Source organism: Paenibacillus sp. 2KB_20 (assembly GCF_052115765.1).
Taxonomy (GTDB): Bacteria; Bacillota; Bacilli; order Paenibacillales; family Paenibacillaceae; genus Paenibacillus_AQ.
Map to the genome: position 1 here is coordinate 844,983 of NZ_JBFRHH010000001.1, position 26,077 is coordinate 871,059.

A 26,077-nucleotide genomic window follows, 5' to 3' on the forward strand; every position below is an offset into this window, starting at 1 on the left:
TCTACACAAACAAGCCTCCATGATATCCATGGGGGCTTGTTTGTGTCCATAAAAAACGCAGCCATTGCGTTCCCTAACCGGTCACCTGGAGTGGCGCAAAGGCCTTGCGCCTGTCCGTTATTCCCGGTCCGGGTTAAACGTTAGAATCGGCTTCAGAAGTGCCGCATCGTTAAACTCCAGCAGGCCTACCTCCATGCACAGCTCCATCAATTTATGAATGCCGTTGAATTGCTGCAGATTCCGCTTATGAATGACGGATAACGCTTCGCGAACCATTTTTTGTGCCTGCTCAATGCTCTGATGCTCCACGGCCTGAATAATCTCCTTGATACTCTCCAAGTAATATACAGTCCGCCTTAGCGAGCGAATCAGCAAAATCTGCCTCACTTGCGACGGGGTGTACAGCCGGTATCCATTCTCGGGGTTTCGATCCGGAGTGATCAAACCTTCCTTCTCCCAGTGACGGATGGCGGACGACTCCACGTTGGTCAGCTCGGCGACCTCGCCGATTGTCATATGGGCTTTGAGCTTTTTGTCCTTGATGATGTTAAGCTCGGGATTCTCAAGCAATGCAAGCGTTTCATCCGCAATGTTTTTTTCCTGCAAAAGTTTGACCTGCTCCCCATTCACGACCCAGAGGGCTTCATCCATCTCCCTCTTCTGAATATGGCGAATCACATCATAAGTCACCGCGTAACCAAAGCCCGGAAACATGGCGCGCAGACAACGGAAGTAGGCCATATGCATTTGCGTGTATAAACGGTAGCCTTTCTCGTTCCGGGCAGGAGGGGGTACCACTCCCCAAGCTTCATAATGCCTTAAAGCACTCGTGCTGATGTGCAGCTCTTTGGCGATATCTTTCGGCTTGTAGTAATGCATGCCGTTCCCTCCCCAATCACGATTGAGAACCTACTTTACCAGAATCGCAAGCCATTGGCAAACCTTAAATTAAAACATTAAAGTGCTATGAGAAGGCATGCGGGATAACACCGTTGACTTGGTTAGATTCGCTACAAGACATCTTCTCACTTGCATCAATGTTGTATATTGAGTGGTGTAGAGACGAGTTGAACTTATTCTTAACAACGGGAGGCTGATTATGATGAACGTGCACATAACCGAGGATGTTCCACAGAATAAAGAATACATGGATCTAAGAGTAGATGCAGGACTGCCTGAGGTGGAGATTGCGGCCATAGAGACAGCGCTAAACCGCAGCGTGCTGTCCCTTCTGGCCAGAGACGGCCATGACCGGCTGATTGGGATGGGAAGGGTCGTAGGTGACGGCACTTTCTATTTTCAACTGGTGGATATTATGGTTGCGGCCTCTCACCTTGATCAGGGTGTTGAAGAGATGATTGTGTCCGAGCTGCTCTCCCGCCTGGAAAAAATAGCGCCAAGCGGAGCCGAGGTCACTGTCATCACGGACGTGCCCGGAATCAAGCTGTACCAACAGGCCGGCTTCAAGCTGCTGTACCCTGATCGATACGGCATGGCCAGGTCTGTGTAAGAGAGCGGTGCCTTCAAACCTGTGTAAGGCATCCCACTGGGCTGCGTAATCGCTTCCGCTACATTTTCATGCTCCTAGTCACAAGAACTCATAATTTTCTTCACATGCTCAGCTTTACTGTCAACCCCGCCATCGCCACACGGACTCCCTCTGGAAGAGGCAGCTCATTCCGAACGTCGACGTCATGCGACATATGGGTATACACCGTTTGGCGAGGCTTCACCTCGGCGAGCAGCTCTGCCGCTTCCTTCATGTCATAAACGGAGCGCGTCTCGAATTTGGCGGTTTCATGAACAAAGCTGGTTCCCAGCACCAGGAGATCCACGCCCTTCAGCGGTTCCTTTTCGGCAGGGCTCAGATTAATCGAGTCTGAATTGTATACCCATGTGTACCCTTCCTTCTGGAACCGGTACGCGTAGGAGTACCCGTTCTGTCCATGGTTTACCTTCCAGCAGGAAATCTCCCAGCCGCCAAGCGTCATCCCATCGTCCACAGCCGTCATCTCCATCTGGCGCGGAAGCCATGGATACTGGCGTACAATCTGCTCCAGCACCTCGGCAGGGGCGTATAACCGACCTTTTTCCCTCTGCCATCTGCAGGCATCACTCCATTCCGGAAGACCGCCGATATGATCAAAATGGGCGTGCGTAATCAGCATATCGCTCATCTTCCGCTTTCCCAGCCCCTCCATCATAGAGCGCCAATCCGGGCCGCAGTCGATCATGAAAGTCGTTTCTTCGCACCCCACCATCACGGCAGAGCGCAAACGCCGATTGATTCCCGTATTCCGAGCTTCCGTGCATACCTCACAATCGCAATATACCCGCGGAACGCCCATGGCATCTCCCGTTCCCAAAAAAGTCAATGTATCCCCGCGCACATGACATCCCCCATTTGTGTTTATCGATTCGTTCTTGGTTACGCAAACCTTTTTCCCTATATTGTATAAGCGCACGAAGAAAAAACATAGACCGCCCGGATCATCCCGGACGGTCTTTCGTCATTCCTGCCTAAAGATACGGTATCATAGCCATTCACTAAGCAAAAGAGGGCTTATTATCGTCAACAGCTCCGCTGATGACCTTGACGTATTTCTTATCTACACCTTCCACGGAAGGACCAACATATACACTATTCTTGCTTGGGCGTCTAACCGAGCGCTTCCGGGATTTCAGCGTACTCATCATCGGTACGGGTCCCCTAACCACCCAGCTGCTGCTATTGGCGGACCCCTGCGGATGACCTGACGTTCTCTTCTTCTCATTCCTGCTCACGACGAATCCCCTCCAACTAAATGCCTGATGGTACGAAGCAGCTCACGATTCTGTTCTACAACCTCCGCGAGATCTTCATCCGTAAGAATCTCATGTCCAGTAAAATGCACGGACAATACATGATTTACACCTAAAGGATAGCAGAACACATACACCTGCGCAACTTCCTCTTCGTGATAAAATGCCCATTTTCCACTATTATAGACATCTATCACGTAAATCGACTGGTTACTTGGCGAATGTTCCGTATTCCCATCGAACGGGAAATACCGTCCTCTACCTACATTACCCCCAATTTGGGCAATGCCTTCATCTCTTCGGCCCCAGAACGCGGCGCCGGTCACCCTGAAGTCCCCTGCAGCAGGTGGGAGCAAGGAGTTTCGGACAGCTTCACTCAGTGCATGATATTTTTCCGCTTCATCAATCACATGCACATTTCGGTTATATTCCCAGAAAAAATGCAGCACGCTTTGCTTGCGCCTCAGCTCCGCATCCTTCTGCTCAATCACGGTGCTCGGGTTGTTGTAGAACCCTTCGGTTTCGATCGCACTCAGAATATGCCCGCAAGCGACATCGACCGCTGATTTGTAATCATCATCGCTTCGCAGTTCGTATTCGAGCAGCGTTAAGCCCTGCAGGTCGGAGAGTAGATGGTAATCCTTAACGATAACGTCTTGAACGGAACTGCTGTCTGCCTCCACTTGATCCGGGATGATGCAGTACACTCTTCGCCGCCCGAGCTTTCCCCAATACAGCCCCATCTCGAACAACGTGTTGTCGCGAGTAACAAATACATGTTTGCCTCGAATGAGGGCCACATCATCCGGAGAAAAGACGAACACACCAAAATCACTGGACGCCAGCTGCTTCTCCAAAGCTTCCATCGTATACATGTTCGCCCCGAACGTCCCGCCGTACCAAGGTGTCACTTGAGCGGATCGTTTGATCTGTTCGTGGATCGCCCGTGCATACTTGATGGCCTCTCTGGAAGAACCTATGAATAAATTCGGCTTCGGTATGGTCATAGGCACATCCTATTCTCCCTTTGTTATACATTTTAGTCTTATTCGACCATTATAACAAAGTTGCCTATTTTTGGGTGAAAATTATGGCAGGCGCATGTTGGTATAGTATATGCTAAGGTCTCAAAACAGACCCCATAAATAACCATGTGCCTGTGTCCCGATCTTCAATGGCAAAGAAAAAAGGGCGGTCAACATTCATGGCGATCGGCTCGGTAAGCTGAACGGCTCCTGTCTCAACCATAACCGCTGTAATCGCGGCGGCCTCCGTGCCCTTCTCACTGACATCCACCACCGTTTTGTGTTTTACCTTTTCAATCCAAAATTTCTCTCCATCGTCTGCCATGGCGCTAAAATCAGCTGCATCCCTGTCGAATGCCTGAATCATTCCCAGGCTTTGAAGCGCATCCGGCAGCTCGAAGGTCTGTTCCACCTTAAATTTGGGCAGCCCAAGCTGGATGGTCTCATGCGAGAAATCGTCTTTCCAGGCGGACGCATCCTTCCACAACTGCTGCTGCAGCTCATCCATAGATGAGGTTTCCTTTGGCAGGATGACCAGCATATGCATTCGGCCATCTCCATAAGGAATGCGGATGGCCTGCCAGGACGCCCCTTCTTTGTAACTGTATCGTGCTTCCCGCTTCATCATCGGAATTTTTTGCGTGGTGCCGTCAGAAAGCGTGAATTCTTCCTCTACGGTATTCGCCGGATCAAATTCATCCATCCACCCGCCGTTAAAATAAATGGCATTGATCAGCACCGCAACGCCGCCCGGAGGTTTATCATATATCGAAGGGATCATGCCGCTGGTCTTGTCGTTTACCCACTGGTTTATAGCATCCATGGCATCGGCATGCATCAAGTTGGCCTCCTTAACTTCAGCACGATAGCTATCCTTAACGGTCTGCAAATACGGCTTCTTCATCTCAAGTCCTTGCTGGTGCCACACGGAATTGGCCACATTCAGCACGACGCCTCCCCCGTTCTCCAGTAAGGAGCGCAGCTGGCGGTTGCCTTCGTTGATATCGTCCACACTCATGCCCTTCCATCCAAGTACATCGGACATCTCGGCAGCCGTATCGCCGACTGTGCCGTTATAAGCAAGTGCCAATGCTTGCGTAATGCTATATGGAGAAATAATCAGATTACCGTTCTTGTACTCAGGGCTATTCGATAACGCTTGATGCAAGCGTAAGCCAAAATCATTCTGCGCTTCCACCATGCCGGTATCAATCTTGATCAACACCTCTTTGCGTTCCTGAGCCGACAATTCCTTCACTTTTGGCTGCTTATGCACAATCGCTTGCGGTTCCCCTGACTGGATCTCGCTGCCCTGAGCGCAAGCGGTAAGCCCAATAAGCAAGCACAGGCCTGTGAGTACCTTTCTTTTTCGCATAACCTTGTCCCCCTTCAATGTCAGATTCTTTGTCTATCTGCTATTGACGGAATGACACCACCTAATGTTTCATATAAAGGATCATTTATCCAAATTCAGTTGGCAATCAACTTCATCACCGTTACAATGTAGAGAACTCGCACCGTACTTAAGGCATATACAGAATACAGAGCGAAAGGAGTTTCTACATATGCAAAAAATTCGTCTTGAAGGCAGCAAAGTTACGCTAAGATCCAGAAAACCCGAGGATACCCCAGTTTTATATAATTTGATCTATGGCAATGAGAATCCGGAATGGAAAAAATACGACGCTCCTTATTTCCCGCTCAAGCAGATTTCCTATGAAATTTTTGAAACACAGTGGAACGCCGACTTCGAAACCGATCAATTTCCGAATGACCTGCTCATCGAAGCCGAGGGAAAAACGATTGGCATCGTCACGTTTTATTGGGAGCATGAAGCCTCACGCTGGCTGGAAGCCGGAATCCTGATTTACGATCCGAGCCATTGGAGCGGTGGCTACGGTACGGAAGCACTGTCGCTCTGGATTGAATGCCTGTTTCAAAATCTCACCATCGCCCGTGTCGGCATCACCACCTGGTCCGGCAATCCGAGAATGATGCGCTGCGCGGAGAAGGTTGGCATGCAGCTTGAAGGCCGCATGCGGAAGTGCCGGTATTACGAGGGCGTCTACTACGATTCCATTCGTATGGGCATTCTGCGAGAAGAATGGGAAGCGCAGAAAGCGCGCGTGTAGGGCAAGATGTACTGCGCAATTCGTATACGTGGAATATTTGCAGCGCATGAGGCGTTATTCAGACGATTGCTAATGTTCTATAAATACCAAGAAAGCGAGCCGGCCAGGAGATCCTGGACGGCTCGCTTTCTCTCTTTTTGATTGACGGGTCATTACGAAACGCAACCCATACTCAACTATCCCTCATGAACCCATCCAATCGCTCCGTTTGCCATCAAGCATCATAGCCCGGCCAGTACCTGATACCAGACTCCACGCTTGGAATACAGCGTCTCGCGTACCTCATCCCATCCACCCAGATACTCGATATCAAATAGCCCCGGCGGGTTGAAAAACCGATCCTTCGTCTGTTCAAACACCGATTCTTCAACCGGACGGAACCCATATTTCACGAAGATGTTCTGCGCCTCCGGTGTGCGCAAGTACTCCACAAAAGCGGCCGATACATCCTGAGTGCCGTGCTTTTCAGCAAAACGTTGGACGACTGCAGCCGGATTCTCGATCAGCATCGTATGCTGCGGCACAACGATATCATACTGGACGCCTTGGGCAATCCGGGCAAGCAGCTCGTTCTCATACGTTACGATCACATCTCCGACCCCGTATTCAAAAGCCGCCATGGAAGCCCGCCCGCTTTTATCGAGCGACTCCACATTGCGGTGAACCGCTTCAAGAAAAGCTTTCGCTTCGGCAGGATCACGCTTTCCATTCTCTTCCGATTGTTTCAGCCCCGCGCCGTAGATCGCGTTAATATCCCACTGGGCGCCGCCCGAGGTCTTCGGATTCGGATACAGCACCTTGACGTCCGATCGGGTCAGATCGTCGAAATCCCGTATCCCTTTCGGATTTCCCTCGCGCGTACCGAGAACGACAATCGATCGTGTCACCATGCCGTTATACGGCTGGGATTTCCATTCCGGGTCCACAAGCCCTTCCCTGACCAGCTTGTCGATATCCCCTTCCATGGCAAGCAGCGTGACGTCGGCCTCAAATCCGCCCGTGATGGCACGAGCTTGTGTTCCGGAAGCCTCGTAGGATTCCTGAAACCGAATCGTTTCTCCCGTCTGTTCCTTCCACTGCGCTTGGAAAGCAGGAATGATCTCGGACAGGGCATCTCTGGCCACGCTATACGCGCCCAGAACGATCGTTCTCTCTCCGGTTGGGGTTATCACTTCTTCGCTATCGGGCGGGTCACTCGTGCATCCTGCCATAACAAAACTGAAGAGAAGGGCCATGCCAACCAGCAGGAATGAGTTACGTTTCATATTCAAGATCCGCATGAATGAATCCACTTCCCTTCGGATATTTAGAATCATCAGATCATAATTGGCATCGGGTCGACCTTCAGTCGATTCTCCTCGATCCAGCTGTGCTCTTCATTAAAGAGATAAGCCCGGTGAACGAGGACGCGGACCTCTTGACCCGGATACAGCGTTTCCTTCTCCAGTGAACGGTAGGTGATCAGCTTATGTCCCTTAACCTCTACCTCCACCAGCCATTCGCTGCCGCGGAAATGCAGATGACGGACGATCCCCGTCTCTGTTGCGGACAACACGCTGAAATCATGCTTGCTGCCAATCTCGATATATTCCGGACGAATCAGCGCACGCGTCGCATTCTTGTTAGCCGCTGCCTCAAATCCCTTCAGCTCGGCTGCGCTCGAAATCACGGTGGATTCGCCTATGAACGAAGCGACGAACGGCGTCTTCGGCTCCTTGTAAATATCCCAAGGCGTTCCCTTCTGCTCAACACGCCCCTGATTAATAATCATAATTTCGTCCGCGACTTCAATCGCCTCATCCTGGTCATGCGTCACAAAAATCGACGTTATGCCGACCCGCTCGATCAGTTCGCGAAGCCAGGAGCGCAGCTCCTGGCGGATCTTCGCATCGATGGCTGCGAACGGTTCATCCAATAACAGCAGCTGCGGTTCAGGCGCGAGCGCTCTTGCAAAGGCTACACGCTGACGCTGTCCACCGGATAACTGGTGCGGATAGCGGCTCTCGAAACCTGTTAAACCGGTCAGCTCCACCAATTCCATCACCCGGTCCTTGATTATGGCCTTGGGAGTCTTCTTCACCTTCAAGCCGAAAGCGATGTTATCAAATACGGTCATATGCTTAAACAAGGCATAATTCTGGAACACAAAGCCGATTCCGCGCTCCTGCGGCGGCAGATCATTGACCACTTGACCATGAAAGGAGATCTGCCCGGAGTCCGGATTCTCGAGTCCCGCCAGCATGCGCAGGATAGAGGTTTTACCGCCTCCGCTGGGCCCCAGAAGTCCGATCAGATGTCCCTTCTCAATCTCAAAGCTGACATCTTTGACGGCATGAAACGTACCGAAATGCTTGTTCAGATCACGAACTTCCACATGCATATCAATGCACATCCTTTCTTTTTTTGGCCCATTCCATCAGCAGCAAGAGTCCTACCGAGAAGGCAGCCAGTACCAATGCGACGCCATTCGCCGCAGCCACGTTAAAATTCTCCACATCCTGATATACAAGCGTCGTCGCCGTCTGAGTTTTGTTCATGATATTACCGGAGACTACCAGAACCGCACCGAATTCGCCCAATGAACGGGCTACCGTGAGCACCAGGCCATATACGACAGCCCATCGGATAGATGGCCATGTTACCTTTCGGAATGTTGTCCATCCGTAAGCCCCTAGCGTCGCTGCCGCTTGTTCCTGATCATTCCCAATTTCCTGCAGGACAGGCATGACCTCTCGAACCATGAGCGGAAACGTGACGAAGAGTGTCGCGATCACCATGCCCGGGAAAGCATACACCACCTTAAACCCGATCCCTTCAAAAAAACCGCCCATGATGCTGTCAGGTCCGAGCAGCAGTACAATCATCAAACCGCCAATGACCGGCGATACCGCATAAGGCAGATCGACAATGCTGTTCAGAATGCCTTTGATCTTGCGGCTGAGCCAATTCGCCCGTACCAGGTACAACGCCATCATGATGCCAAATAACGTATTAAAGAACGTAACGAATACCACGATAAGACCCGTCATCATCAGGGCATGCAAGGCTTCTGGCCTGAACAGACCTTCGGCAAACCCATTCAGACCTTTATCAAACGCACCGAATGCAATTCGAGACAGGGGGATGATTAGCAGAATGATAAATACGGCGTACGTAAGTCCGATCCACAGACGTCTCAAGCTCGTTTCCCCCTCTGCTGTACGGCATTAATCACCCAGAGGATGATGAAGGAGAGGGTAAGGAGCAGAATAGATACGGCAGCTGCTCCTGCAGGATTATCGCTCTCGACCTCACCGAAAATAAAAACCGATGCAATCAGCGTTCTTCCCGGAATGTTGCCGGCCACCAAGACAACGGCCCCGAATTCGGCCAATGCTCTTGAGAATGCCAGCATGCCTCCGCTTATAATCCCTGGGAGCATCGACGGCAGGATGACTTTAAAAAAGGTTCTCGTCCTGGAAGCTCCCATCGTATATGCCGCTTCTTCCTCCAGCGGGTCGAGCTCCTCCAGCAGCGGCTGAACCGCCCGGATGACAAACGGAAACGTGACAAACATCATCGCTATCACAATCGCGGGCTGGTGGAACACAATTTCAAAACCCAATTTCTCTGCCAAACCACCGAGAAAGCTCCCGGGGCCCAGCAGCAGCAATATCATCAGACCGCCTACGGCTGTCGGAAGTGCAAAGGGCAGGTCGACCAGACTGTTCAGCAGCGTCCTTCCCGGAAACTTATAACGTATGAGCACCCATGCAATCATCGTTCCGATAAGCACGTTGATGAAAGTAGAGATGACGCCCAGCTTGATGGTAAGCAGCACAGCCTTCCACGCTATCGGATCCATAATGCTCTCCGTAAAATGACCCCATCCTGCAGAGAATGATTGCACATATACCCCAAAGATCGGCAGTACGATCAAGGCAAGAAAATAAAGCAGCACGGTACTTCGAAAACCCCAAGTCCAACCTTTATGACGAATCCATGTTGTCATATCATATCCCTCCCGCCTCCGGATGGCATCCCGGTCGACACTTTCACAAACCATCTTTATATTTCCTATTTGTATACTTGGTTTTCTTTACACATACTTTACCAAAAGCTGAATCCCATCGTCAATCCATCTTTTGCACTTTATCGGGTAAAATAATAGAAATGGTAAGAAAAACGTCTATCGGCGTACTTTCTAAGTAGACAGACCGCATTTAGCGGAAGTTTTTCTTGCGAGATAAGGATGCTAAGCCTCGGATGTTTATACTTTCTTATCTCTTAAAAAATGAGGAGGTATTCTACATGCTGTATACCGGTGAATTAGATACGCAAGGCCGCGATGAGATGAGGGATATTACAAGGGAGATCCACTCCTACGTGAAACAGAGCGGGGTCCAGCAGGGAACGGTGCTGATCTATTGTCCGCATACGACGGCGGGGATTGCCATCAATGAGAATGCGGATCCTGATGTGAAACGGGACGTCCTGATGTCGCTGGATGAAGTCTATCCATGGAATCATCCCAAGTATCGCCATGCGGAGGGCAACACCGCTTCCCACCTCAAATCGATCACCTGCGGCCCTTCCCAGACCGTGATCATTCAGAACGGACACCTGCTTCTCGGACGTTGGCAGGGCATTTATTTCTGTGAATTTGATGGTCCGAGGCAGCGCCAATATCATGTGAAGATCATGGAAGGATGATCCCTTAAATAAGATTTTATGTTGACGCCAGCACATGTATAACAACACAAAAAGAAGACAGGCACATGCTAGGGGGCGTGGACCTGTCTGTATTTTATTCATTAGGTGATTGACGTTTCAACGCTAGATCGTTGTAACGGATTGAAGTATCAAACTACACGTCTTGGCAACATTTCAAAATCAGACCCTGCTGTATAGACTCCGGCATAACACTTTGATATGGGTAAGAGCGGCTGGTTTAATCTCATCAAAACCAATTCTGTCCTGAATATAATACGATATAAATCCATGCAGCGACAAAAACAAAGTCAGCGGAACGGTTCGCCGTTCTTCCTCACTGTATTTCTCCTCAAGCAAATACTGACGGACCAGCATAGCAAACATTTCAAAACAGCGTCCCTGCTCAGAGCGACAGTAGGACAGCAGTTCTTCGTCCCGAATCATGAACATGATTTCGTATTGGTAAGGATTATCCAGACCGAAACGAACGAATTCCAGCATCAGCTGCTCCAGCTTCGATACCCCGTCACAGGGGGGCTTTCCTGAGATTTCCAACAGCAAATCATTTAGATCATTAAAGTCCTTCATGACAATGGCGTAGAAAAGCTCCGCCTTTTCCTTAAAATGATAATACAAGGAGCCATGGCTGTAACCCAGATGCTGCCCGATGCTTCGCATCGATATGGCCCTGTATCCTTTGGTTATGAACAAATGCCTGGCTGCTTCCAGTATCCGCTCTCTCGACAACTCGCGTTCTACTGCTCTTCTTGCCATATTATTTTATTCCCCTTCAATAAAATAAAGCCGCTCTCCCTCTGTGATCAAGGACTGCCCCTGTGTCAAATCCACCATCCAAGTCATAAAGCTCTCCGCATCACCATCGAGCGGCAAGCAGGTCAAGGTCACCGTGTCGGCAAAGTTTGTCTCTCCCATACGAACGCCCCGGTTACGAAGCTCGTTCTCCACCTTACCCAGCCAGGTATAATCCAGCTCCACGAAAATCTCCCGATGCAGAACCCTTGTAATCGGTTCGCCTGACTCAATCGCAGCCACGGCTCCGTCGGTGTACGCCCGGATCAATCCGCCCGCACCCAGCATAATGCCGCCAAAATAACGCGTGACCACAATGGCTACATTCTTCCGCCCCTGATTGCGGATCACCTCGAGAATCGGCTTACCCGCCGTTCCGCTCGGTTCCCCGTCATCCGATTGCTTCTGAATCTCATCCCGCTCTCCGATCATATAAGCAGAACAATTATGGGTAGCATTCCAATGTTTTTTCTTGATCTCTTCAATAAAAGTGACGGCTTCCTCTTCGGTTTCAACTGGCATTACGTGCCCGATGAAACGCGATTTCTTGATGACGATCTCTTTGGAGCCCGTCTGACGTACCGTTTTGTAACGATCCAGCATGAAACTACAACCACCTCTATATTGCCAAGAAAGCAGTCCACGGCAATGATATGCCAGCGGACTGCTTCCTTCAGCGTCTTACGTCTAATCTAATGAAAGTGTCAGGTTATTCGGAAAGTCTAGCTTCCAATTCGGCCTTCTCTTTCTCATACCCAGGTTTGCCGAGCAATGCGAACATATTTTTCTTGTACGCCTCTACGCCCGGTTGGTCAAACGGGTTGACACCCAACAGATAGCCGCTGATACCGCAGGCCTTTTCGAAAAAGTATACCAGATATCCGAACGAATAGGGAGTGAAATCTGGAATTGTCACAATCAAATTCGGAACTTGTCCGTCTGTATGAGCCAGCATAGTGCCTTGGAAGGCCTTTTTGTTGACAAAATCCAATGTTTTCCCGGTCAGGAAGTTCAATCCGTCCAAATCATCCGGATCCGATTCAATCGTAATATGCTCGGATACGTTCTCAACCTGAATGACCGTCTCGAAGATGTTGCGGCTGCCTTCCTGGATGAATTGACCCATGGAGTGCAGATCGGTAGAGAAATCGACGGATGCCGGGTAGATCCCCTTGTAATCCTTGCCTTCGCTCTCGCCGTAAAGCTGCTTCCACCACTCGGATACAAAATGCAGGGAAGGCTCGTAGTTCACGAGGATCTCGATGCCTTTGCCTTTACGGTAAAGCGCGTTACGAACCGCCGCATATTGGTATGCCTCGTTCTCGGCTACGTTCGGGCTGCTGTATTCCTTGGATGCGTCAGCCGCGCCTTGCATCATTTCTTCAATGTTAATGCCTGCCGTAGCAATCGGAAGCAGACCCACCGCTGTCAGCACGGAATAACGTCCGCCCACATCGTCAGGGATGATAAAGGACTCGTAGCCTTCCTCGGAAGCCAGCTTCTTGAGGGCGCCCTTCGCTTGATCTGTCGTAGCGTAAATACGTTTGCGAGCTTCTTCCTTGCCGTATTTCTTCTCCAGTTCCGCACGGAAAATACGGAATGCGATAGCCGGCTCCGTCGTTGTGCCGGATTTGGAAATGACGTTGACGGAGAAGTCTTTGCCTTCAATCAATTGAAGCAGGTGGGTCACATAAGTGGAGCTGATGTTGTTACCCGCAAAATAGATTTCCGGTGTCTTGCGCTGGTCCTTCGACAGCTCATTATAGAACGAATGCGACAGCATTTCGATGGCCGCGCGTGCCCCGAGGTAGGAGCCACCGATTCCGATAACGATCAGAACGTCCGAATCGCTTTGGATTTTGGCAGCCGCTTTCTGGATGCGCGAGAATTCTTCTTTATCATACTGCGTCGGCAGGTCGATCCAGCCCAGATAATCAGAGCCGGCTCCCGTACCGTTATGTAACTGTTCATGAGCTGTGCGGATCGGCTCAGCGAAATAATCAACTTCGTGCTGATTAACAAAAGTCAGTGCTTTACTGTAATCAAACTTGATTTTTTTAGACATGCCTTAAAACCTCCTGTGAATTTAGAAATAGGATACTTTAATTTAATAACGACCGCAAGTTTCACGGGCCAACTGTCATCTATTCTTCATGCGCGGATCTCCTTACCGCTTCCATTCCTCACAAACGCTGGCTTCGTTTCGGGAACCCATGCTAAGATAGAGTGGATCAGGAATCCATAATCGAAGGTGATATAGCTATGAAAAAAATCGGGTTTATCGGACTGGGCACCATGGGCGCTCCCATGGCCTCCAATCTGCTGAAGCAGGACTACGATGTGACCGTGTATAACCGCACCCACGAAAAATGCCGTCCGCTCGCCGAACAGGGAGCCTCCATTGCGGAGACGCCTCGTGAAGCGGCTGAAGGACAAGATCTTGTTATTACGATGGTAAGCAACGACCGATCCATCCGCGATGTATTCTACGGAGAGAACGGTCTGCTTGGCTCCCTGAAGAGCGGGATGACCGTCATTGACTGCAGTACGATCTCCGAGAGCCTTGTCAAGGAGATTGCTTCCGCCGTATCCGGTCTCGGCGCTTCCTTCCTGGATGCCCCGGTAACCGGCAGCAAGCCTGCAGCGATTGATGGAAACTTGGTCTTCATGGTTGGCGGCGATGCCGCGGTCATCGAAGCCCATGCAGACGTATTTGACACCCTGGGCAAAAAAGTTATCCACATGGGACCTAACGGAAGCGGCGCTGTCGCGAAGCTTGCGCATAATACCATTGTGGGCATTAACAATCTGGCGCTTGCCGAAGGCTTCGCCATCGCCGCGAAGTCAGGCATTCCCGCTGACAACTTCCTGGAGCTCGTGCAGTTGGGATCAGCTGGCAGCAAAGCGGCAGAGCTGAAGGGACGCAAAATTATCGAGGGCGATTTCAGCAACCAGTTCTCGCTTGCGCTCATGCTCAAGGACCTTAAGCTGGCCTCTTCACTCACCGATGGCATCGGAATGCCTTCCCCTATGCTGAATCTGGCTAAGAGCCTGTTTCAAGCCGGTGCCAGCGAAGGCTATGGCGAAGAGGATCTTTCCGCTGTCGTGAAATGCTATGAAGCCTGGATCGGCCAGAAAATCGGCGAACAGCAGCCATAATACCAGCTAAGCCATGCTTTACCTTACACTGGCCTCCTTTATACTGGTTCCGGATCATCCGGACCAGGAGAAGGAGCCAGTTTTTTTGGTCTTTTCATGATTTTTCCTTCCAGAAGAAACTTTTTGCATTTTATTTCGTCTACTATGCGAAGGGAGGAAATACAACATGAAATGGACCAAAGGTTTAAAAGCAGTGACAGCCGCTGCCCTATTAACCACTGTACTATCTTCGGTAACAGCTGTATCACCGGCTTCTGCTGCAGCCAAACCAACCGCTTCGATTAACAATGTGACCGCAAGCGGTGAAGTGCTGATTAAGCAGGGCTCCACCTTTGTTACCCTAACCGATCTCAAGCCTCTGGGTAACTATGTCATGAAGTACGACAACAGCAAGAAACAGGTGACGATTCAGGGTGACCACCGAACGGTGATTCTCACGGCGGGTAGCACCCGCATGGAAGTGAACGGAGTTCAGAAGACGCTGCCCGCTGCCCCGCTGCTCCATAAAGGCAAGACCATGATTCCCCTGAGGGCCGTAGCCCAAGCTTTTGATGCCGACATCGACTGGAATGGTTCTCTAAAGACGGCTTATATCAATAAAGCAGATGCCGTTATGCTTGCTGACTTAAAGAGCTCCGATCTGGCCACCGCCCGGAATGCTGCAGCCAAGCTGCCTTATTCATCCCAACTGCAGAAACCTGAGCTGGAAATGCTCCCTGTGGAAATGCAAGGCGTGAATTATTATTTTCCAAAAGGCAACTCCAATCGCTTCTTCCTGGTCGATAACGACATCGCTGAATATTACGAGATCCAGGGTGGCGTCAAATACTTGAAATGGCAAGGCAAGCTGGACTACTCCGCCAAAGCGGCTGCGAATCAGAACCTGTTCTTCCTGCCCCCGATTCAAGCAGAGATCGGTAAGCAGCCGGATGCCAGGAACTGGACTGTAGCCGAATTCGCATTCCGTTATCCTTCCGGCGTCACCAGCTACAAACTGCTCGACCGCGGCAAGGAATGGGGCGAAGGATACGTAGAGCTTGATAACCACTCACCAGGCTACAAAGGCGAGATCGTGCCGATTCCGGAAGAATGAGTCCATTATAACAACCACCGTTAACGGCATGCGTTGATATCCGGCATTGACAATAAGGGTTCAAAGCCAACGGCTTTGAGCCTTTTTGTTGTGCATTTACGGACACGAAATTACATGCAGCATTTAATTTATTACATGGTCGGATAAGAGCAGCAATAATCCGTAACGGTGCGGATTTCCAGCTTAAAGCTTGAATTGCCCGGAACGTTAAAGGTCGCAGCCCCTTGAATCTCTAACCACTCCTGCTCACCGGGCAGCAGGACACGCAAATCGCCCGACAAAATTTCCATAATCTCAGGGCCATCCGTGCCGAATTCATAGCTTCCCGGAAGCATGATGCCGAGCGTTACCTTCTCGCCACTGTCCAGCAGCACCGTACGGCTGGTTACCTTCCCCTCATAGTAAACGTTGGCTGCCTTTGTAACGGTAGCATTCTTAAATTGTGTCATCGACAAACTCTCCTCCTCCAACATCGTTATGGCTTGATATATGGACGGCACCCGCATGATGCGGGTGCCGGAAAATCAATATGGAGTAAGATCCGCCTGGATTACAGCAAGCCTTTTACGCGGCTAACCACATTCTCAACGGTAAATCCGTACTCGGCAATGACACGGTCGCCAGGAGCCGAAGCGCCAAATGTGTTGATGCCCAGGATGTCGCCTTTGTCTCCGACATAACGCTCCCATCCGAACGGATGAGCCATTTCAATAGCCAGACGGGCTTTTACGTCAGGAAGCAGCACGAAATCTTTGTATGCCTGATCCTGGCTGTCGAACAGATCCCAGCTCGGCATGCTGATGACGCGTACATCGATGCCTTCTTCAGCCAATGCTGCTTGCGCTTTAACGGCAAGCTGAACCTCAGAACCCGTTGCAATGATTTGAGCTTGCACGTTGCCATCCTTCGCATCGGCAACAACATAAGCGCCGCGTTTGATGCCTTCACGTGCATGGTCCACCGTACCTGGAAGAATCGGCAGATTCTGACGTGTCAACACCAAAGCTACAGGACGGTCGGTGTTCTCAACCGCATAAGCCCATGCCGCGGAAGTTTCGTTGGCATCCGCAGGACGGATCACCGTCAGGCCTGGAATAATGCGCAGGGAAGCCAATTGTTCAATTGGTTCATGCGTAGGGCCGTCTTCACCGACAGCGATACTGTCATGAGTCAGCACATACGTAACCGGCAGCTTCATGATCGCAGCCAAACGTACAGCCGGACGCAGATAATCCGTAAATACGAAGAACGTACCGCCGAAAATCTTCAGTCCGCCATGGAGGGCGATACCGTTCATGGCACCGGCCATTGCGAATTCACGAACACCATAGTACACGTTACGGCCTTCGTAGCTGTTCGCTGTGAAAGAGGCCAGGTCGTTCAAGTGAGTCATCGTGGAGCTTTCCAGGTCAGCCGATCCGCCGAGCAGCTGCGGTACGCCTGCAGTCAACCCGTTCAGCGCTTTACCGGAAGCTACGCGAGTGGAAACCGCTTTGTCATCCGCGCTGTATTTCGGAAGGTCTTTGTCCCATCCTGAAGCCAGTTCACCGGATTCGCCGCGCTCGAATTGCGCTGCCAGTTCCGGGTAAGCCTCTTTGTATTTCGCAAACTGATCAACCCAAGCTTGATAAGCCGCAATACCGCGCTCTTTCACTTTGCCAAAATGCTCGCGCACTTCCTCAGGCACATAGAAGTCCTCTTCATATACCCAATTATAGAAATCCTTGGTCAGCTTCGCTTCATCAGCTCCAAGCGGAGAACCGTGCGTACCGCCATGGCCGCCTTTACCTTGTTTGTTCGGGCTGCCGTAACCAATGACGGTCTTCACTTCGATCAGCGTCGGACGGTTCGTATCGGCTTTCGCTTCCTCGATCGCTTTCTCGATCGCAGGCAAATCGTTGCCGTCTTCTACGCGCAGCACTTGCCAGCCATAAGCATCGAAGCGCTTCGCTACGTTCTCGGAGAATGCCAGGCTAAGCTCGCCGTCAAGGGAGATATCGTTGGAATCGTACAACATGATCAATTTGCCAAGCTTCAAATGACCTGCCAGGGAAGCTGCCTCGGAAGCCACGCCCTCCATCATGTCACCGTCGCCGCAAATCGCATACGTATAGTGATCAACCACATTGAAGCTGTCTTTATTGTAAGTCGCGCCCAAATGAGCTTCAGCCATTGCCATACCTACAGCCATAGCCACGCCTTGTCCAAGCGGACCTGTCGTTGCATCAACGCCGGCCGTGTGGCCGAATTCCGGGTGACCCGGGGTTTTGCTTCCCCATTGACGGAACTGCTTCAGATCCTCAATGGACAAGTCATAACCGCTCAGGTGAAGCAGACTGTAGAGCAGCATGGAGCCATGTCCTGCAGACAAGACAAAACGGTCGCGGTTAATCCACGCCGGCTGGTCCGGGTTATGGTTCATCGTCTTCGCGAACAGTTGGTAGCCCATAGGTGCAGACCCCATCGGCATGCCCGGATGACCGGAATTGGCTTTTTCGATCGCGTCGATCGCCAATGTCCGGATCGTTGCGATGGACAGATTGTCGATCGTTTGGTTATGTTCAGTTGTCATGATTCGTCCTCCTCAAATCTTTTCCATAGTAAGCTTCGAAAATGAAGGCTTCTTACGTCCCTCCAACCCCAATCCATATGGTATCAGAGCAGTTAGGAATGTTGAGAATATCATTTTGACTCTTATTGTATCACCACACGTCTTTCATTTCCATAACGTAATTGTCAAAGTTGTGTAAAGGCCGTCAGGGAGAGCGACATCCCCCTTGCATTATTTCCCTTAATAGTTCGGTTATAACCGGATTCGACATCCGTTAAACGATTTTATGGACTTCGGCGGTATGGAAAAAGTTACTTTACTCGACAAATGAAAAAGCTTCGGCCTAAGCTGCACATTAGACAGCTTAGGCCGAAGCTTGAGGCGGTACATCAGCGCGTGCCGCGTTTTTTGGCTTTGAGGAGGCGATCCATGGAGGAGCCTCCTTCCGGAGCCGGCCCGGTTCCCTCGGGCCGGCCTTGGCCGTTCCCCTGCGCCTGCGGCGGCGGGGGAGGCGGCGGGGGCGCGCTTCCCTTGCGCGCGCCCTGGCTTGCGGCCGGCTTCGCCTGGGCCGGCCGCTCTTCCCGCAGCGGGGCATCCGCCCGCTGCGAATCGCGCGCCTCCGGCGGGGCCTTGCGGCCCCTTGCCGGAGCTGCGCCGGGTGCCGGGGCGGGGTTCCCGCCCCCGGCACCGTGGCCCGCGCCGCTGCGCTCGCGCGCGGGCGGGGCCTGCGGCGGCTTCGCGGAGCTGCCGCCGTAGAATTCGGCGGCGCGGGCTTTGCGCGCCGCCAGCCGCTCGAGGCCGGCGTCACGCGCGGCCTCGCCAGCAGGTGCCGGCCGCCTGCGGAGCAGGGCGGCCAGCCTAGCGCCGATGGCGCCCCATGGCAGAGCCAGGCGCCGCACGGCGATGTCGGCGACCCATAGCAGCAGGGCCGCCGCCAACAGCGGATAGCTCCAATCATGGAGATTCATCCGCGAGGTTGCCTGCCGGTCAAACACTTCGGCCGGGTTGTCCCAGGATAACACGCGGCCTCCGGTCGCCTCGGCCAGCCGCTTCATGGCTTCCTCGCCGCTGCCGGACGACAACCGGTATTCCGGAGAATACGGAACCACAAAACCGGTGCCTGGCGCAGCCTGCAGCGCTTCTTCCCCGCTGGCATCCTCAAGAGACAGGAGGAATGCCCCGGGCTTCGTGACATTGACGAGCCCGGTATAACGGCCGGGAGCCTCCTGGATAAGCTCCACCGTCTGCTCGCCGGCTTCATCGTCCCCGATCACCGCATTCAGCTTCTCCGGCGGATTCTCGCCCTCAGCCATAACCTGGAGCTTGACTTGGTTGCCGGCCGTTTCGGTAGTCACTTCATAGGGCGACGACGTAAACTGCGGGAACGTCCACTTCACAATTTCGGTCAACGTGTTGGCAAAACCGGACCACGATACCCATTCCTTGGACCACTTTCCGCTTAAATCGCTCGTCCATGCCACCGTTCGCCCGGATCCGTATTGCCAGCGCGACAGGATCGGGTCCGGCTCCGGACTGGACAGAACCGTCTGGGCGGAAGACTTCGGCGTTGTCGCTACATAACCATATAGCCCCGGTACGCCCTGCTGGAATAGACTTACCCAATCGCCCGCATTCTGAACGGCCGGAACAAAGGGTTTATCCACGATATAGGATTTGGCCAGCATCACGGCCTCCCGGCTGAATACCGCCGGCAGTGTCGTTTCATCCTCAACGAAGTAATAACGGCCTTTAGCCGCATCCGCCAAGGATTGAAGAAGGTTCGTATCGGCATCCATCCCGACCGCCACCGAAGACATCGTAATTTTGTTCTCCACCATCGTATCGGTCAGATCCTGATAACCGGAATTCATGGCCGATTGTCCGTCGGTCATCAGAATGATATGTCTGCGCTGGGCGTTAATCTTCAGCATTTCTTCAAGTGCGGAGGAAACGGCAGGATAGATGTTGGTTCCTCCGGCGCTCGGAATCGACTGGATGCTGCTGAGTACCTCTTCCTTGTCCCCGAGCTTCTGCGGCGGAACAACCCACCACGGCTGATCGTCAAAGGCGACGACGCCGACTGTATCCTTGGCTCTCAGCAGCTCAACCGTGCGCATGGCCGATTCTTTGGCCAATTCGATCTTATTGCCATCCATGCTCCCCGAACGGTCAATGACGAGGATGAGACCAAGCGATGGAATCTCCCGTTTGCCTTCCAGTTCCATCGAGACCGGCAGTGCTTTTTCAATCGGGGTTTTAAAATATCCGCCCATCCCAAAGCTGTCCTCGCCGCCCGCCATCATAAACCCGATGCCGAAGCTTCGGACCGCCTGCTCGATCAGCTCCATCTGCTTGCCGCCGACGTCACTGCCCGAGACATTATTAAAGATGATGCTGTCGTACACGGCATACTTGGCCGCTTCCAGCGGAAGCAGCTCCGGCGGAATCACTTCGGTGCCGATCATTCCGGACTCCAGTGCTGCCGTGATATTACCTGACGTTCCCGGGGTTCCTTCAACGATCAGTACGTTTGGCGGACCTTCCACCCGGGTAAAATCAAAGGCTGCATTATTGGCGGATGCCTCATCCCCATCCATGAAGATTTCGGCACGGTAACGGTGAAGTCCCGGGCTCTTAGCCAGGCCTTTTACGGCATACCGGTTCTCGCCCGGGGTTACGTCGACGCGTTCCCGACCGATCTCACGGTTGTCCTCGTAAATGCGCAATTCACCGGAGGTCTTAAACGTGCTGCGGATCAAAACCTCTACATAGAAAGACTCCGCTTGATACAGCTTATCCGGTACCTTTAGTTCCTCCACCGCAACGTCACGGATAGCCTGCTTCGGAGTTGGAAGCACATCAACCGCAATGCCCCGGTCCTTCAGCAGCCTTCCGGCCGCTGCCATGCTGCCCACATTCTCTTCCCCGTCCGAGATCAACACAATTCTGGAATCGCTGTTGCCCTCGAACAGGCTCCCTGCGAGCTGAAGACCGGACTCCAGCCCCGTAAACTGCTGCTCCAGCAGCGCATTTAAAGAGGCTCCTGCATTCTCCGTAGAGGATAATCGCCGTTCCACAGCGCCCTCAAGACCTGTAGAAACAACAGCGGTGCCATCCTTCTCGCCTTTTGCCCCAAGGGAATCGTTAATCCAATTCGTGATCCGGGCCGAATCCCCCATACTGTCGGAACGGTCCGCCAAGTACACCACCTGTTTATCCCGCAAGACGGTATACCCGTGCAGACCCGAAATCATAAGAATCAATAACAGAATGACGCAGGTTCTAAAGAATAAGGCCAATTTCTTGCGAAAACCGCTGAGCCGAAAATCCGATTTGTATGCGTAATAGAGAAAGACTCCTGCCGGGATCAACAGCAGCAAAAACCATGGTTGGCTAAATTGAACGCCCACGCTGGTACACCCCCCATTCCGCTGCGATCACAGCCAGTGCCAAGGCCGCCAACCACGGCATTAACGAACCGGCATCGCTTGCCGTCTCACTGTGCCCAGACGTCCCGGCACGTTCACCAGCTGCCGTATCCGAGTTCGGTGACGTTTGACTCACGACCGGGCCCTGATCGTTGCTCCAATCTGCCTCGTACGGGTCTGCCGTTACGGCCAGCCAAAACTTAAGCTTCTCACCCGCTTCATTCTGCTGTTCAAAAGCGTACAGCCCTGGATATTCCGGCACGATCTGTACCGGTGATATCCCTTGCTCATTCCGGAGGGCCTCCGCTGCAGGGATGCCGTCAGCAAGAGCAAGACCGCTCTTAGGTACCCACTTTGCCGCTACCGTATCCGCCGCAATCGGAATATCTGCTTGCGCGCCGGCCATATAGCGGCCAAGGCCGCTCCCCTTGCCCGAGGTCATCCACTCTAGTGCATTGCTAACCATGACCGGGAATTCCGGCGATAACGGAAGATCGCTATCCTGAAGCAGGAAATTAAACGACAATCGCGGTCGCCCGTTTTCGCTTCCCGCATAGACGATGGGTTGATCTCCCAGCTTGGCTACAGGTTCCCCCCAAGCAGGGGCCTGATCTACCAGCGTACCGAAATAGACGCCCGATAAGGTTACATAAGCGGTCACCGGATGCTTCGCAAGCACGGCGCGTCCTCCTTGGCTTCCGACTTTGGTGCCTTCTCCACCGATCGTCCAGAGCGGCGTTTTGGCGGCCAGTTCCGCCCACTTCCCTTGCTTGAACCCTTCCGGCATGCTCCCGTCTACGACGAGCAGATCAAATTCGCCATTGGGTACGGGCGGTACATCCGATGCTGTGCCCTTATCCGTATTTTGATCCGTGCCTGGATCCTCACCCGTCTTGTCTTCGGAGCCATCCCAGGCAACCCGGGTGACTTCGGCTCCGCTTAGCTGCAAGGCCTTCTCCAGAAACAAATTGCCCGAAGTCAGCAGAAGTACGCGCGAAGATCCGTGACCCAAACCGAATGCAAAGGAATAATTGTCTGCCGCATACCCGTCATCCTGGGATAACTCAAGCCGATACACCTCCGCAAACGGGAGATCGACAAAAGATTCGGTTAATTTCTTCCCCGGCGTAAGATTCAACACCTTGCTGGCCAGCAGCTGTTCATCCCCGTAAAGATTCACTTCGGTCGACATCGCTTCCTTGGCATTCGTGCTGAGGACAGCGACCGCCCCATAGGATGAACCTGCTTCACCCATAGGTGAAATGCCAAATTGGTCGATGGAAACGTTAAGAGGGAGCTCCCCCTGTACCTTCTCTACGGATACCGGAACCTGAAACGTTATGGGAGCCGTATCCTGCTTCCAGTAGCTGTCCGTAAAAATAACGACCTCTGCATCACGCTCTTCCCGTGTCAGAGCGGAAGCGAGCGATAAGGTTTCCCTGTAGGAGGCCTGGCCGTAATAGGGCCGTAACCCATCCACGACCTTATCGATGGCGGCGCGGTCGCTTTCATGGGAGACCAGCGTCGTGGGACTTGCTCCCACGGACAGGAGGGTAATCTCGCTCCGTCTCCCTTGGTCCTTTACGTACTCTTTAATTCGCTCCTGCATCATTTGCAGCCTGGATGTGGCTTCGCCTTCGGCCGAAGGCTGAATCTGCGCGCTCATGCTGCCCGAGGTATCGGCAACGATGACCACATGGGCGCTGCCTCCGCCAGACACCTGCATAAAGGGCTGCATCAGTGCGAAGACCATCAGCGCAGCAGCAAGCAGTTGGAGCCACAGCAGAAGCCGGTTCTGCAGCTTCTGCCACGGCCTGTTAGCCTCCAGGTTCCGAAGCACCCGCTCCCACAGCAAGTGGCTGGGAACGGTTGTATCCACATATTTTCGTTTGAACATATACATAAGCACGATAGCCGGCAGCGTTAAACCGAACCATAGGCTCAGCCAAGATTGAATCCCCAACGTGTCCCCTCCTTACTCCCGTGGACCCTGACTAACACGACTTGGATGTTTTCTCAAAGCATCGGATGAAGGCTCGTCCATCTTTTCCTATTTGAATGAGTTCTCTTCTTATTTGTTCTAAAGATCACAGACAGATGCTCGTGAAGCCTGCATTTCATAGCGTGTCTATTTATCGGTGTTACCCTTTCTACAAGCTTCCCAAAGCGTATGAAGTCCGGCAGATGCTTGGAACACTGCGTCCTGTATGAGGCTTGCCTTATCCAGTAACCAGACCTGCTCCTGCCAGTACCCCGAACATCGCGTCCGTAAGCGGCATGTCCGCCGGAATGAGCACGTAAGACATGCCCCGCTCCGCGCACACGCGGGACAGCATCGTCCGATACCGCTCCAGCTCCTCTTTGTAAGCATCGAGTACTTTACCCGTCAACGCTACTTCCTTGCCGCTCATCGTTTCGCTGTCGACCAATCGCAAATCGCCGGTCAATTTAGGCTCTAGTTCTTCCCTCGACAAAACATGCACCAGCACCACTTCCTGCCCGGTGCCGGACAAAAGGGATAGCGCCCTGAACAATTCCTCCTCGCCGCCCGCCAGCCAAAAATCCGAGAATACCCAGGTCATCCCCGGCTGCCGAGGGAGTGCGCTAGGAACCGCAAGCGCGGCGCCCAAACTTCCCTCACCTCCCGTTTCTGCCCCTTGCAGGAACGAAAACAGGCGATGGGCCGAGCCCTTTCCTCTCATGATCGGAAGACGAGCATTAATCGAACGGCTGTAACAGGCGACCTGCAGCCTGTCGTAGGAGGACAATGCCATGTAGCCGATGCTTGCGGCGAGTTGACGTGCGAGCAGCCATTTCGGGCTTCCCTTCGTTCCTGCCGGATCCGCAGCGGATAGTTCGGATGACGATGACATGACAGCCCCCATCGATACCGAGCAATCCACGAATAGGCTGACCGTCAGCTCCTGCTCGTCCATGAATTGACGCACGAACGCTTTTCCCGTACGAGAATAGACGCCCCAGTCAAACCTGCGGACATCATCCCCGGGCGAATACACTCGGTAATCGGCGAACTCAAGGGATGATCCGAGCCGGCGGGATCGTCTCTTTCCCTGCAGCATTCCGGCAACCCGTCGCTTGGCATCAAGACTCAATCGCTCCAGTCGCGGAAGCCATTCCGGAGGAAGCAGGTGCCCGCCCCCGCTCACGCGGATGCCTCCAGCGCTTGCAGAACCTCCTGAATGACATGGTCTGTCGTAATGCCAAGCGCCTGACCTTCAAAATTCAGGAACAAACGGTGACGCAGCGCAGATAAAGCCACGGCGCGAATATCCCCTGTCGATACATGCATCCGCCCGCTGCACAAGGCCCGAACTTTGCTCACCGAGATGATGGACTGAATGCCCCGCGGTCCGGAACCGTACTGGACGTATTTCCGTACCGCCTCCGGTGCCGCAGCCTCCTCCGGATGCGTCATCATAAGCAGACGAACCGCATAGTCCAGAATCTCCTCGGCAACAAGCACTTCCTTGGCTCCATGCTGGATTTCCAGCAGCTCTTCCCCCGTCATTTGCCGTTCCACCTGGAATTCGTGGGAGGACGTCGTCCGCTTTACGATTTCCTTCAGTTCATCCGCACTCGGATACGATACTTCGATCTTTAGCAGAAAGCGGTCAAGCTGCGCCTCCGGCAAGGGATACGTCCCCTCGTTTTCCAATGGGTTTTGCGTCGCCAGAACAAAGAAAGGTTTTGGCAGCTGATGGGTTACCCCGCCCACCGTGACGGTCTTTTCCTGCATGGCCTCCAGCAAGGCGCTCTGGGTTTTGGGCGTAGCCCGGTTAATCTCATCAGCCAGCACGATGCTGCTGAACAGCGGACCCTTTTGAAAGGTCATTCCGGTGTCTCCATGCTGCCCGAACGACAAGATGTTGGTGCCCGTTATATCGCTCGGCATCAAATCCGGCGTGAACTGAATACGGGAAAAGGACAATTCCAACGCTTCTGACACCGTGCGAACGAGCATCGTTTTACCGAGACCCGGAATCCCCTCCAGGAGGGCGTGCCCTCCTGCAAAGATACACCAGAGCATCTGCTCCACAACATCCTGCTGCCCGACAATCACCTTGCCAATATGTTCCCGCAGGCCTGATATTTTCTCCATCCATTCCTGTGGTCTCACTGCAATATCCGACATGGACGAAACCTCCATCTTCTTGGTAAAGTTCAAATACTCATTCTAAATAAGTTGAACTAAAGATTCTTAGCCTGAGCATCACTACGAATGCGGATTATTCTTCCGATCGCTGTTGCCCCCAGATTTCTTCTATACATCCATATCATGGTTAAAATCCGGTGACAAAGGCGACCACTTCGTTTCTCCAGAATAATTCCGCCTTCTCCGTTGAAGTTCATCTTTTCTTTAGTTC

At 52.6% G+C, this 26,077-nt stretch carries 23 protein-coding genes; 5 read left to right on the forward strand and 18 right to left on the reverse strand.

The window, feature by feature from the left end; all coding sequences use genetic code 11:
• Window positions 1–117: 117 nt before the first annotated feature.
• The gene (locus AB4124_RS03920) at window positions 118–879 is read right to left on the reverse strand and encodes a TioE family transcriptional regulator (protein ID WP_379415671.1); all 762 of its coding nucleotides are present in this window, start codon (window positions 877–879) and stop codon (window positions 118–120) included.
• Between the two features lie 220 nt (window positions 880–1,099).
• Between AB4124_RS03920 and AB4124_RS03925 the strand changes: the two genes are divergently transcribed.
• Window positions 1,100–1,510 (forward strand): GNAT family N-acetyltransferase, encoded by a 411-nt coding sequence (locus tag AB4124_RS03925; RefSeq protein ID WP_076324616.1) that lies wholly within the window; start codon window positions 1,100–1,102, stop codon window positions 1,508–1,510.
• Between the two features lie 100 nt (window positions 1,511–1,610).
• Here AB4124_RS03925 and AB4124_RS03930 read toward each other — a convergent pair whose 3' ends face one another.
• The 4 genes from AB4124_RS03930 to AB4124_RS03945 form a co-directional block, all read right to left on the reverse strand.
• On the reverse strand, window positions 1,611–2,390 hold the full coding sequence (locus AB4124_RS03930; protein ID WP_441971245.1) for an MBL fold metallo-hydrolase: 780 nt from the start codon (window positions 2,388–2,390) through the stop codon (window positions 1,611–1,613).
• A gap of 157 nt (window positions 2,391–2,547) precedes the next feature.
• Window positions 2,548–2,784 (reverse strand): hypothetical protein, encoded by a 237-nt coding sequence (locus AB4124_RS03935; protein ID WP_215163405.1) that lies wholly within the window; start codon window positions 2,782–2,784, stop codon window positions 2,548–2,550.
• Window positions 2,781–3,809, reverse strand: a complete 1,029-nt coding sequence (locus tag AB4124_RS03940; protein WP_441971639.1) for a TIR domain-containing protein — start codon at window positions 3,807–3,809, stop codon at window positions 2,781–2,783. Before AB4124_RS03940 ends, AB4124_RS03935 begins: the two co-directional genes overlap by 4 nt.
• Window positions 3,810–3,921: 112 nt before the next feature.
• Entirely contained in the window at window positions 3,922–5,202 is a 1,281-nt protein-coding gene (locus tag AB4124_RS03945; RefSeq protein ID WP_441971247.1) for a serpin family protein, read from the reverse strand.
• A 190-nt stretch (window positions 5,203–5,392) separates the two neighbouring features.
• Here AB4124_RS03945 and AB4124_RS03950 point away from each other — a divergent pair, with 190 nt between their 5' ends.
• Window positions 5,393–5,959 carry a GNAT family N-acetyltransferase gene (locus AB4124_RS03950; RefSeq protein WP_430113353.1) on the forward strand — a complete coding sequence of 189 codons (567 nt, stop codon included), beginning with the start codon at window positions 5,393–5,395 and terminating at the stop codon, window positions 5,957–5,959.
• A gap of 221 nt (window positions 5,960–6,180) precedes the next feature.
• Here the strand turns inward: AB4124_RS03950 and AB4124_RS03955 are convergent, their stop codons facing one another.
• The 4 genes from AB4124_RS03955 to cysT are packed head-to-tail and all read right to left on the reverse strand — an operon-like array spanning window position 6,181 to window position 9,950.
• On the reverse strand, window positions 6,181–7,239 hold the full coding sequence (locus AB4124_RS03955) for a sulfate ABC transporter substrate-binding protein (RefSeq protein WP_441971249.1): 1,059 nt from the start codon (window positions 7,237–7,239) through the stop codon (window positions 6,181–6,183).
• A gap of 35 nt (window positions 7,240–7,274) precedes the next feature.
• Window positions 7,275–8,339, reverse strand: coding sequence for a sulfate/molybdate ABC transporter ATP-binding protein (locus AB4124_RS03960; RefSeq protein WP_430186771.1), 1,065 nt, complete (start codon window positions 8,337–8,339; stop codon window positions 7,275–7,277).
• A 1-nt stretch (window position 8,340) separates the two neighbouring features.
• Entirely contained in the window at window positions 8,341–9,138 is a 798-nt protein-coding gene (locus AB4124_RS03965) for a sulfate ABC transporter permease subunit (RefSeq protein ID WP_379415689.1), read from the reverse strand.
• The gene (cysT, locus tag AB4124_RS03970) at window positions 9,135–9,950 is read right to left on the reverse strand and encodes a sulfate ABC transporter permease subunit CysT (RefSeq protein WP_441971251.1); all 816 of its coding nucleotides are present in this window, start codon (window positions 9,948–9,950) and stop codon (window positions 9,135–9,137) included. The genes AB4124_RS03965 and cysT overlap by 4 nt, the downstream gene beginning before the upstream one ends.
• Window positions 9,951–10,249: 299 nt before the next feature.
• Between cysT and AB4124_RS03975 the strand changes: the two genes are divergently transcribed.
• Window positions 10,250–10,651, forward strand: a complete 402-nt coding sequence (locus AB4124_RS03975) for a secondary thiamine-phosphate synthase enzyme YjbQ (protein WP_071222616.1) — start codon at window positions 10,250–10,252, stop codon at window positions 10,649–10,651.
• A 180-nt stretch (window positions 10,652–10,831) separates the two neighbouring features.
• Here the strand turns inward: AB4124_RS03975 and AB4124_RS03980 are convergent, their stop codons facing one another.
• From AB4124_RS03980 to AB4124_RS03990, 3 genes are all read right to left on the reverse strand, one after another.
• Window positions 10,832–11,425 carry a TetR/AcrR family transcriptional regulator gene (locus AB4124_RS03980; RefSeq protein WP_441971252.1) on the reverse strand — a complete coding sequence of 198 codons (594 nt, stop codon included), beginning with the start codon at window positions 11,423–11,425 and terminating at the stop codon, window positions 10,832–10,834.
• Window positions 11,426–11,431: 6 nt separating this feature from the next.
• Window positions 11,432–12,064: a YigZ family protein gene (locus tag AB4124_RS03985; RefSeq protein ID WP_441971253.1), complete on the reverse strand. Its 633-nt coding sequence runs from the start codon at window positions 12,062–12,064 to the stop codon at window positions 11,432–11,434.
• Window positions 12,065–12,170: 106 nt separating this feature from the next.
• Complete coding sequence (locus AB4124_RS03990; RefSeq protein WP_098748659.1) at window positions 12,171–13,526, reverse strand: glucose-6-phosphate isomerase; 1,356 nt, start codon at window positions 13,524–13,526, stop codon at window positions 12,171–12,173.
• A gap of 197 nt (window positions 13,527–13,723) precedes the next feature.
• Here AB4124_RS03990 and AB4124_RS03995 point away from each other — a divergent pair, with 197 nt between their 5' ends.
• Window positions 13,724–14,620 carry an NAD(P)-dependent oxidoreductase gene (locus AB4124_RS03995; RefSeq protein WP_441971255.1) on the forward strand — a complete coding sequence of 299 codons (897 nt, stop codon included), beginning with the start codon at window positions 13,724–13,726 and terminating at the stop codon, window positions 14,618–14,620.
• A gap of 166 nt (window positions 14,621–14,786) precedes the next feature.
• Window positions 14,787–15,713 carry a copper amine oxidase N-terminal domain-containing protein gene (locus tag AB4124_RS04000; protein ID WP_076324631.1) on the forward strand — a complete coding sequence of 309 codons (927 nt, stop codon included), beginning with the start codon at window positions 14,787–14,789 and terminating at the stop codon, window positions 15,711–15,713.
• A gap of 131 nt (window positions 15,714–15,844) precedes the next feature.
• Here AB4124_RS04000 and ppnP read toward each other — a convergent pair whose 3' ends face one another.
• The 6 genes from ppnP to AB4124_RS04030 all read right to left on the reverse strand — a co-directional run bounded on the left by ppnP (window position 15,845) and on the right by AB4124_RS04030 (window position 25,845).
• Window positions 15,845–16,162: a pyrimidine/purine nucleoside phosphorylase gene (ppnP, locus tag AB4124_RS04005; protein ID WP_339267666.1), complete on the reverse strand. Its 318-nt coding sequence runs from the start codon at window positions 16,160–16,162 to the stop codon at window positions 15,845–15,847.
• A gap of 101 nt (window positions 16,163–16,263) precedes the next feature.
• Window positions 16,264–18,285 carry a transketolase gene (gene tkt / locus AB4124_RS04010; RefSeq protein WP_441971257.1) on the reverse strand — a complete coding sequence of 674 codons (2,022 nt, stop codon included), beginning with the start codon at window positions 18,283–18,285 and terminating at the stop codon, window positions 16,264–16,266.
• Between the two features lie 368 nt (window positions 18,286–18,653).
• Complete coding sequence (locus AB4124_RS04015) at window positions 18,654–21,674, reverse strand: VWA domain-containing protein (protein WP_441971258.1); 3,021 nt, start codon at window positions 21,672–21,674, stop codon at window positions 18,654–18,656.
• Complete coding sequence (locus AB4124_RS04020; RefSeq protein ID WP_441971259.1) at window positions 21,658–23,655, reverse strand: vWA domain-containing protein; 1,998 nt, start codon at window positions 23,653–23,655, stop codon at window positions 21,658–21,660. Before AB4124_RS04020 ends, AB4124_RS04015 begins: the two co-directional genes overlap by 17 nt.
• A gap of 256 nt (window positions 23,656–23,911) precedes the next feature.
• On the reverse strand, window positions 23,912–24,859 hold the full coding sequence (locus tag AB4124_RS04025) for a DUF58 domain-containing protein (RefSeq protein ID WP_441971260.1): 948 nt from the start codon (window positions 24,857–24,859) through the stop codon (window positions 23,912–23,914).
• Complete coding sequence (locus AB4124_RS04030) at window positions 24,856–25,845, reverse strand: AAA family ATPase (protein ID WP_441971262.1); 990 nt, start codon at window positions 25,843–25,845, stop codon at window positions 24,856–24,858. The genes AB4124_RS04025 and AB4124_RS04030 overlap by 4 nt, the downstream gene beginning before the upstream one ends.
• Window positions 25,846–26,077: the final 232 nt, after the last annotated feature.

What these genes read in the sequence shown, in the direction of transcription:
- AB4124_RS03920 (WP_379415671.1), bottom strand. Translation starts at nt 879, where the DNA reads ATGCATTACTACAAGCCGAAAGATATCGCCAAAGAGCTGCACATCAGC.
- AB4124_RS03925 (WP_076324616.1), top strand. Translation starts at nt 1,100, where the DNA reads ATGATGAACGTGCACATAACCGAGGATGTTCCACAGAATAAAGAATAC.
- AB4124_RS03940 (WP_441971639.1), bottom strand. Translation starts at nt 3,809, where the DNA reads ATGACCATACCGAAGCCGAATTTATTCATAGGTTCTTCCAGAGAGGCC.
- AB4124_RS03945 (WP_441971247.1), bottom strand. Translation starts at nt 5,202, where the DNA reads ATGCGAAAAAGAAAGGTACTCACAGGCCTGTGCTTGCTTATTGGGCTT.
- AB4124_RS03950 (WP_430113353.1), top strand. Translation starts at nt 5,393, where the DNA reads ATGCAAAAAATTCGTCTTGAAGGCAGCAAAGTTACGCTAAGATCCAGA.
- AB4124_RS03955 (WP_441971249.1), bottom strand. Translation starts at nt 7,239, where the DNA reads ATGCGGATCTTGAATATGAAACGTAACTCATTCCTGCTGGTTGGCATG.
- AB4124_RS03960 (WP_430186771.1), bottom strand. Translation starts at nt 8,339, where the DNA reads ATGCATGTGGAAGTTCGTGATCTGAACAAGCATTTCGGTACGTTTCAT.
- cysT (WP_441971251.1), bottom strand. Translation starts at nt 9,950, where the DNA reads ATGACAACATGGATTCGTCATAAAGGTTGGACTTGGGGTTTTCGAAGT.
- AB4124_RS03975 (WP_071222616.1), top strand. Translation starts at nt 10,250, where the DNA reads ATGCTGTATACCGGTGAATTAGATACGCAAGGCCGCGATGAGATGAGG.
- AB4124_RS03980 (WP_441971252.1), bottom strand. Translation starts at nt 11,425, where the DNA reads ATGGCAAGAAGAGCAGTAGAACGCGAGTTGTCGAGAGAGCGGATACTG.
- AB4124_RS03985 (WP_441971253.1), bottom strand. Translation starts at nt 12,064, where the DNA reads ATGCTGGATCGTTACAAAACGGTACGTCAGACGGGCTCCAAAGAGATC.
- AB4124_RS03990 (WP_098748659.1), bottom strand. Translation starts at nt 13,526, where the DNA reads ATGTCTAAAAAAATCAAGTTTGATTACAGTAAAGCACTGACTTTTGTT.
- AB4124_RS03995 (WP_441971255.1), top strand. Translation starts at nt 13,724, where the DNA reads ATGAAAAAAATCGGGTTTATCGGACTGGGCACCATGGGCGCTCCCATG.
- AB4124_RS04000 (WP_076324631.1), top strand. Translation starts at nt 14,787, where the DNA reads ATGAAATGGACCAAAGGTTTAAAAGCAGTGACAGCCGCTGCCCTATTA.
- ppnP (WP_339267666.1), bottom strand. Translation starts at nt 16,162, where the DNA reads ATGACACAATTTAAGAATGCTACCGTTACAAAGGCAGCCAACGTTTAC.
- tkt (WP_441971257.1), bottom strand. Translation starts at nt 18,285, where the DNA reads ATGACAACTGAACATAACCAAACGATCGACAATCTGTCCATCGCAACG.
- AB4124_RS04030 (WP_441971262.1), bottom strand. Translation starts at nt 25,845, where the DNA reads ATGTCGGATATTGCAGTGAGACCACAGGAATGGATGGAGAAAATATCA.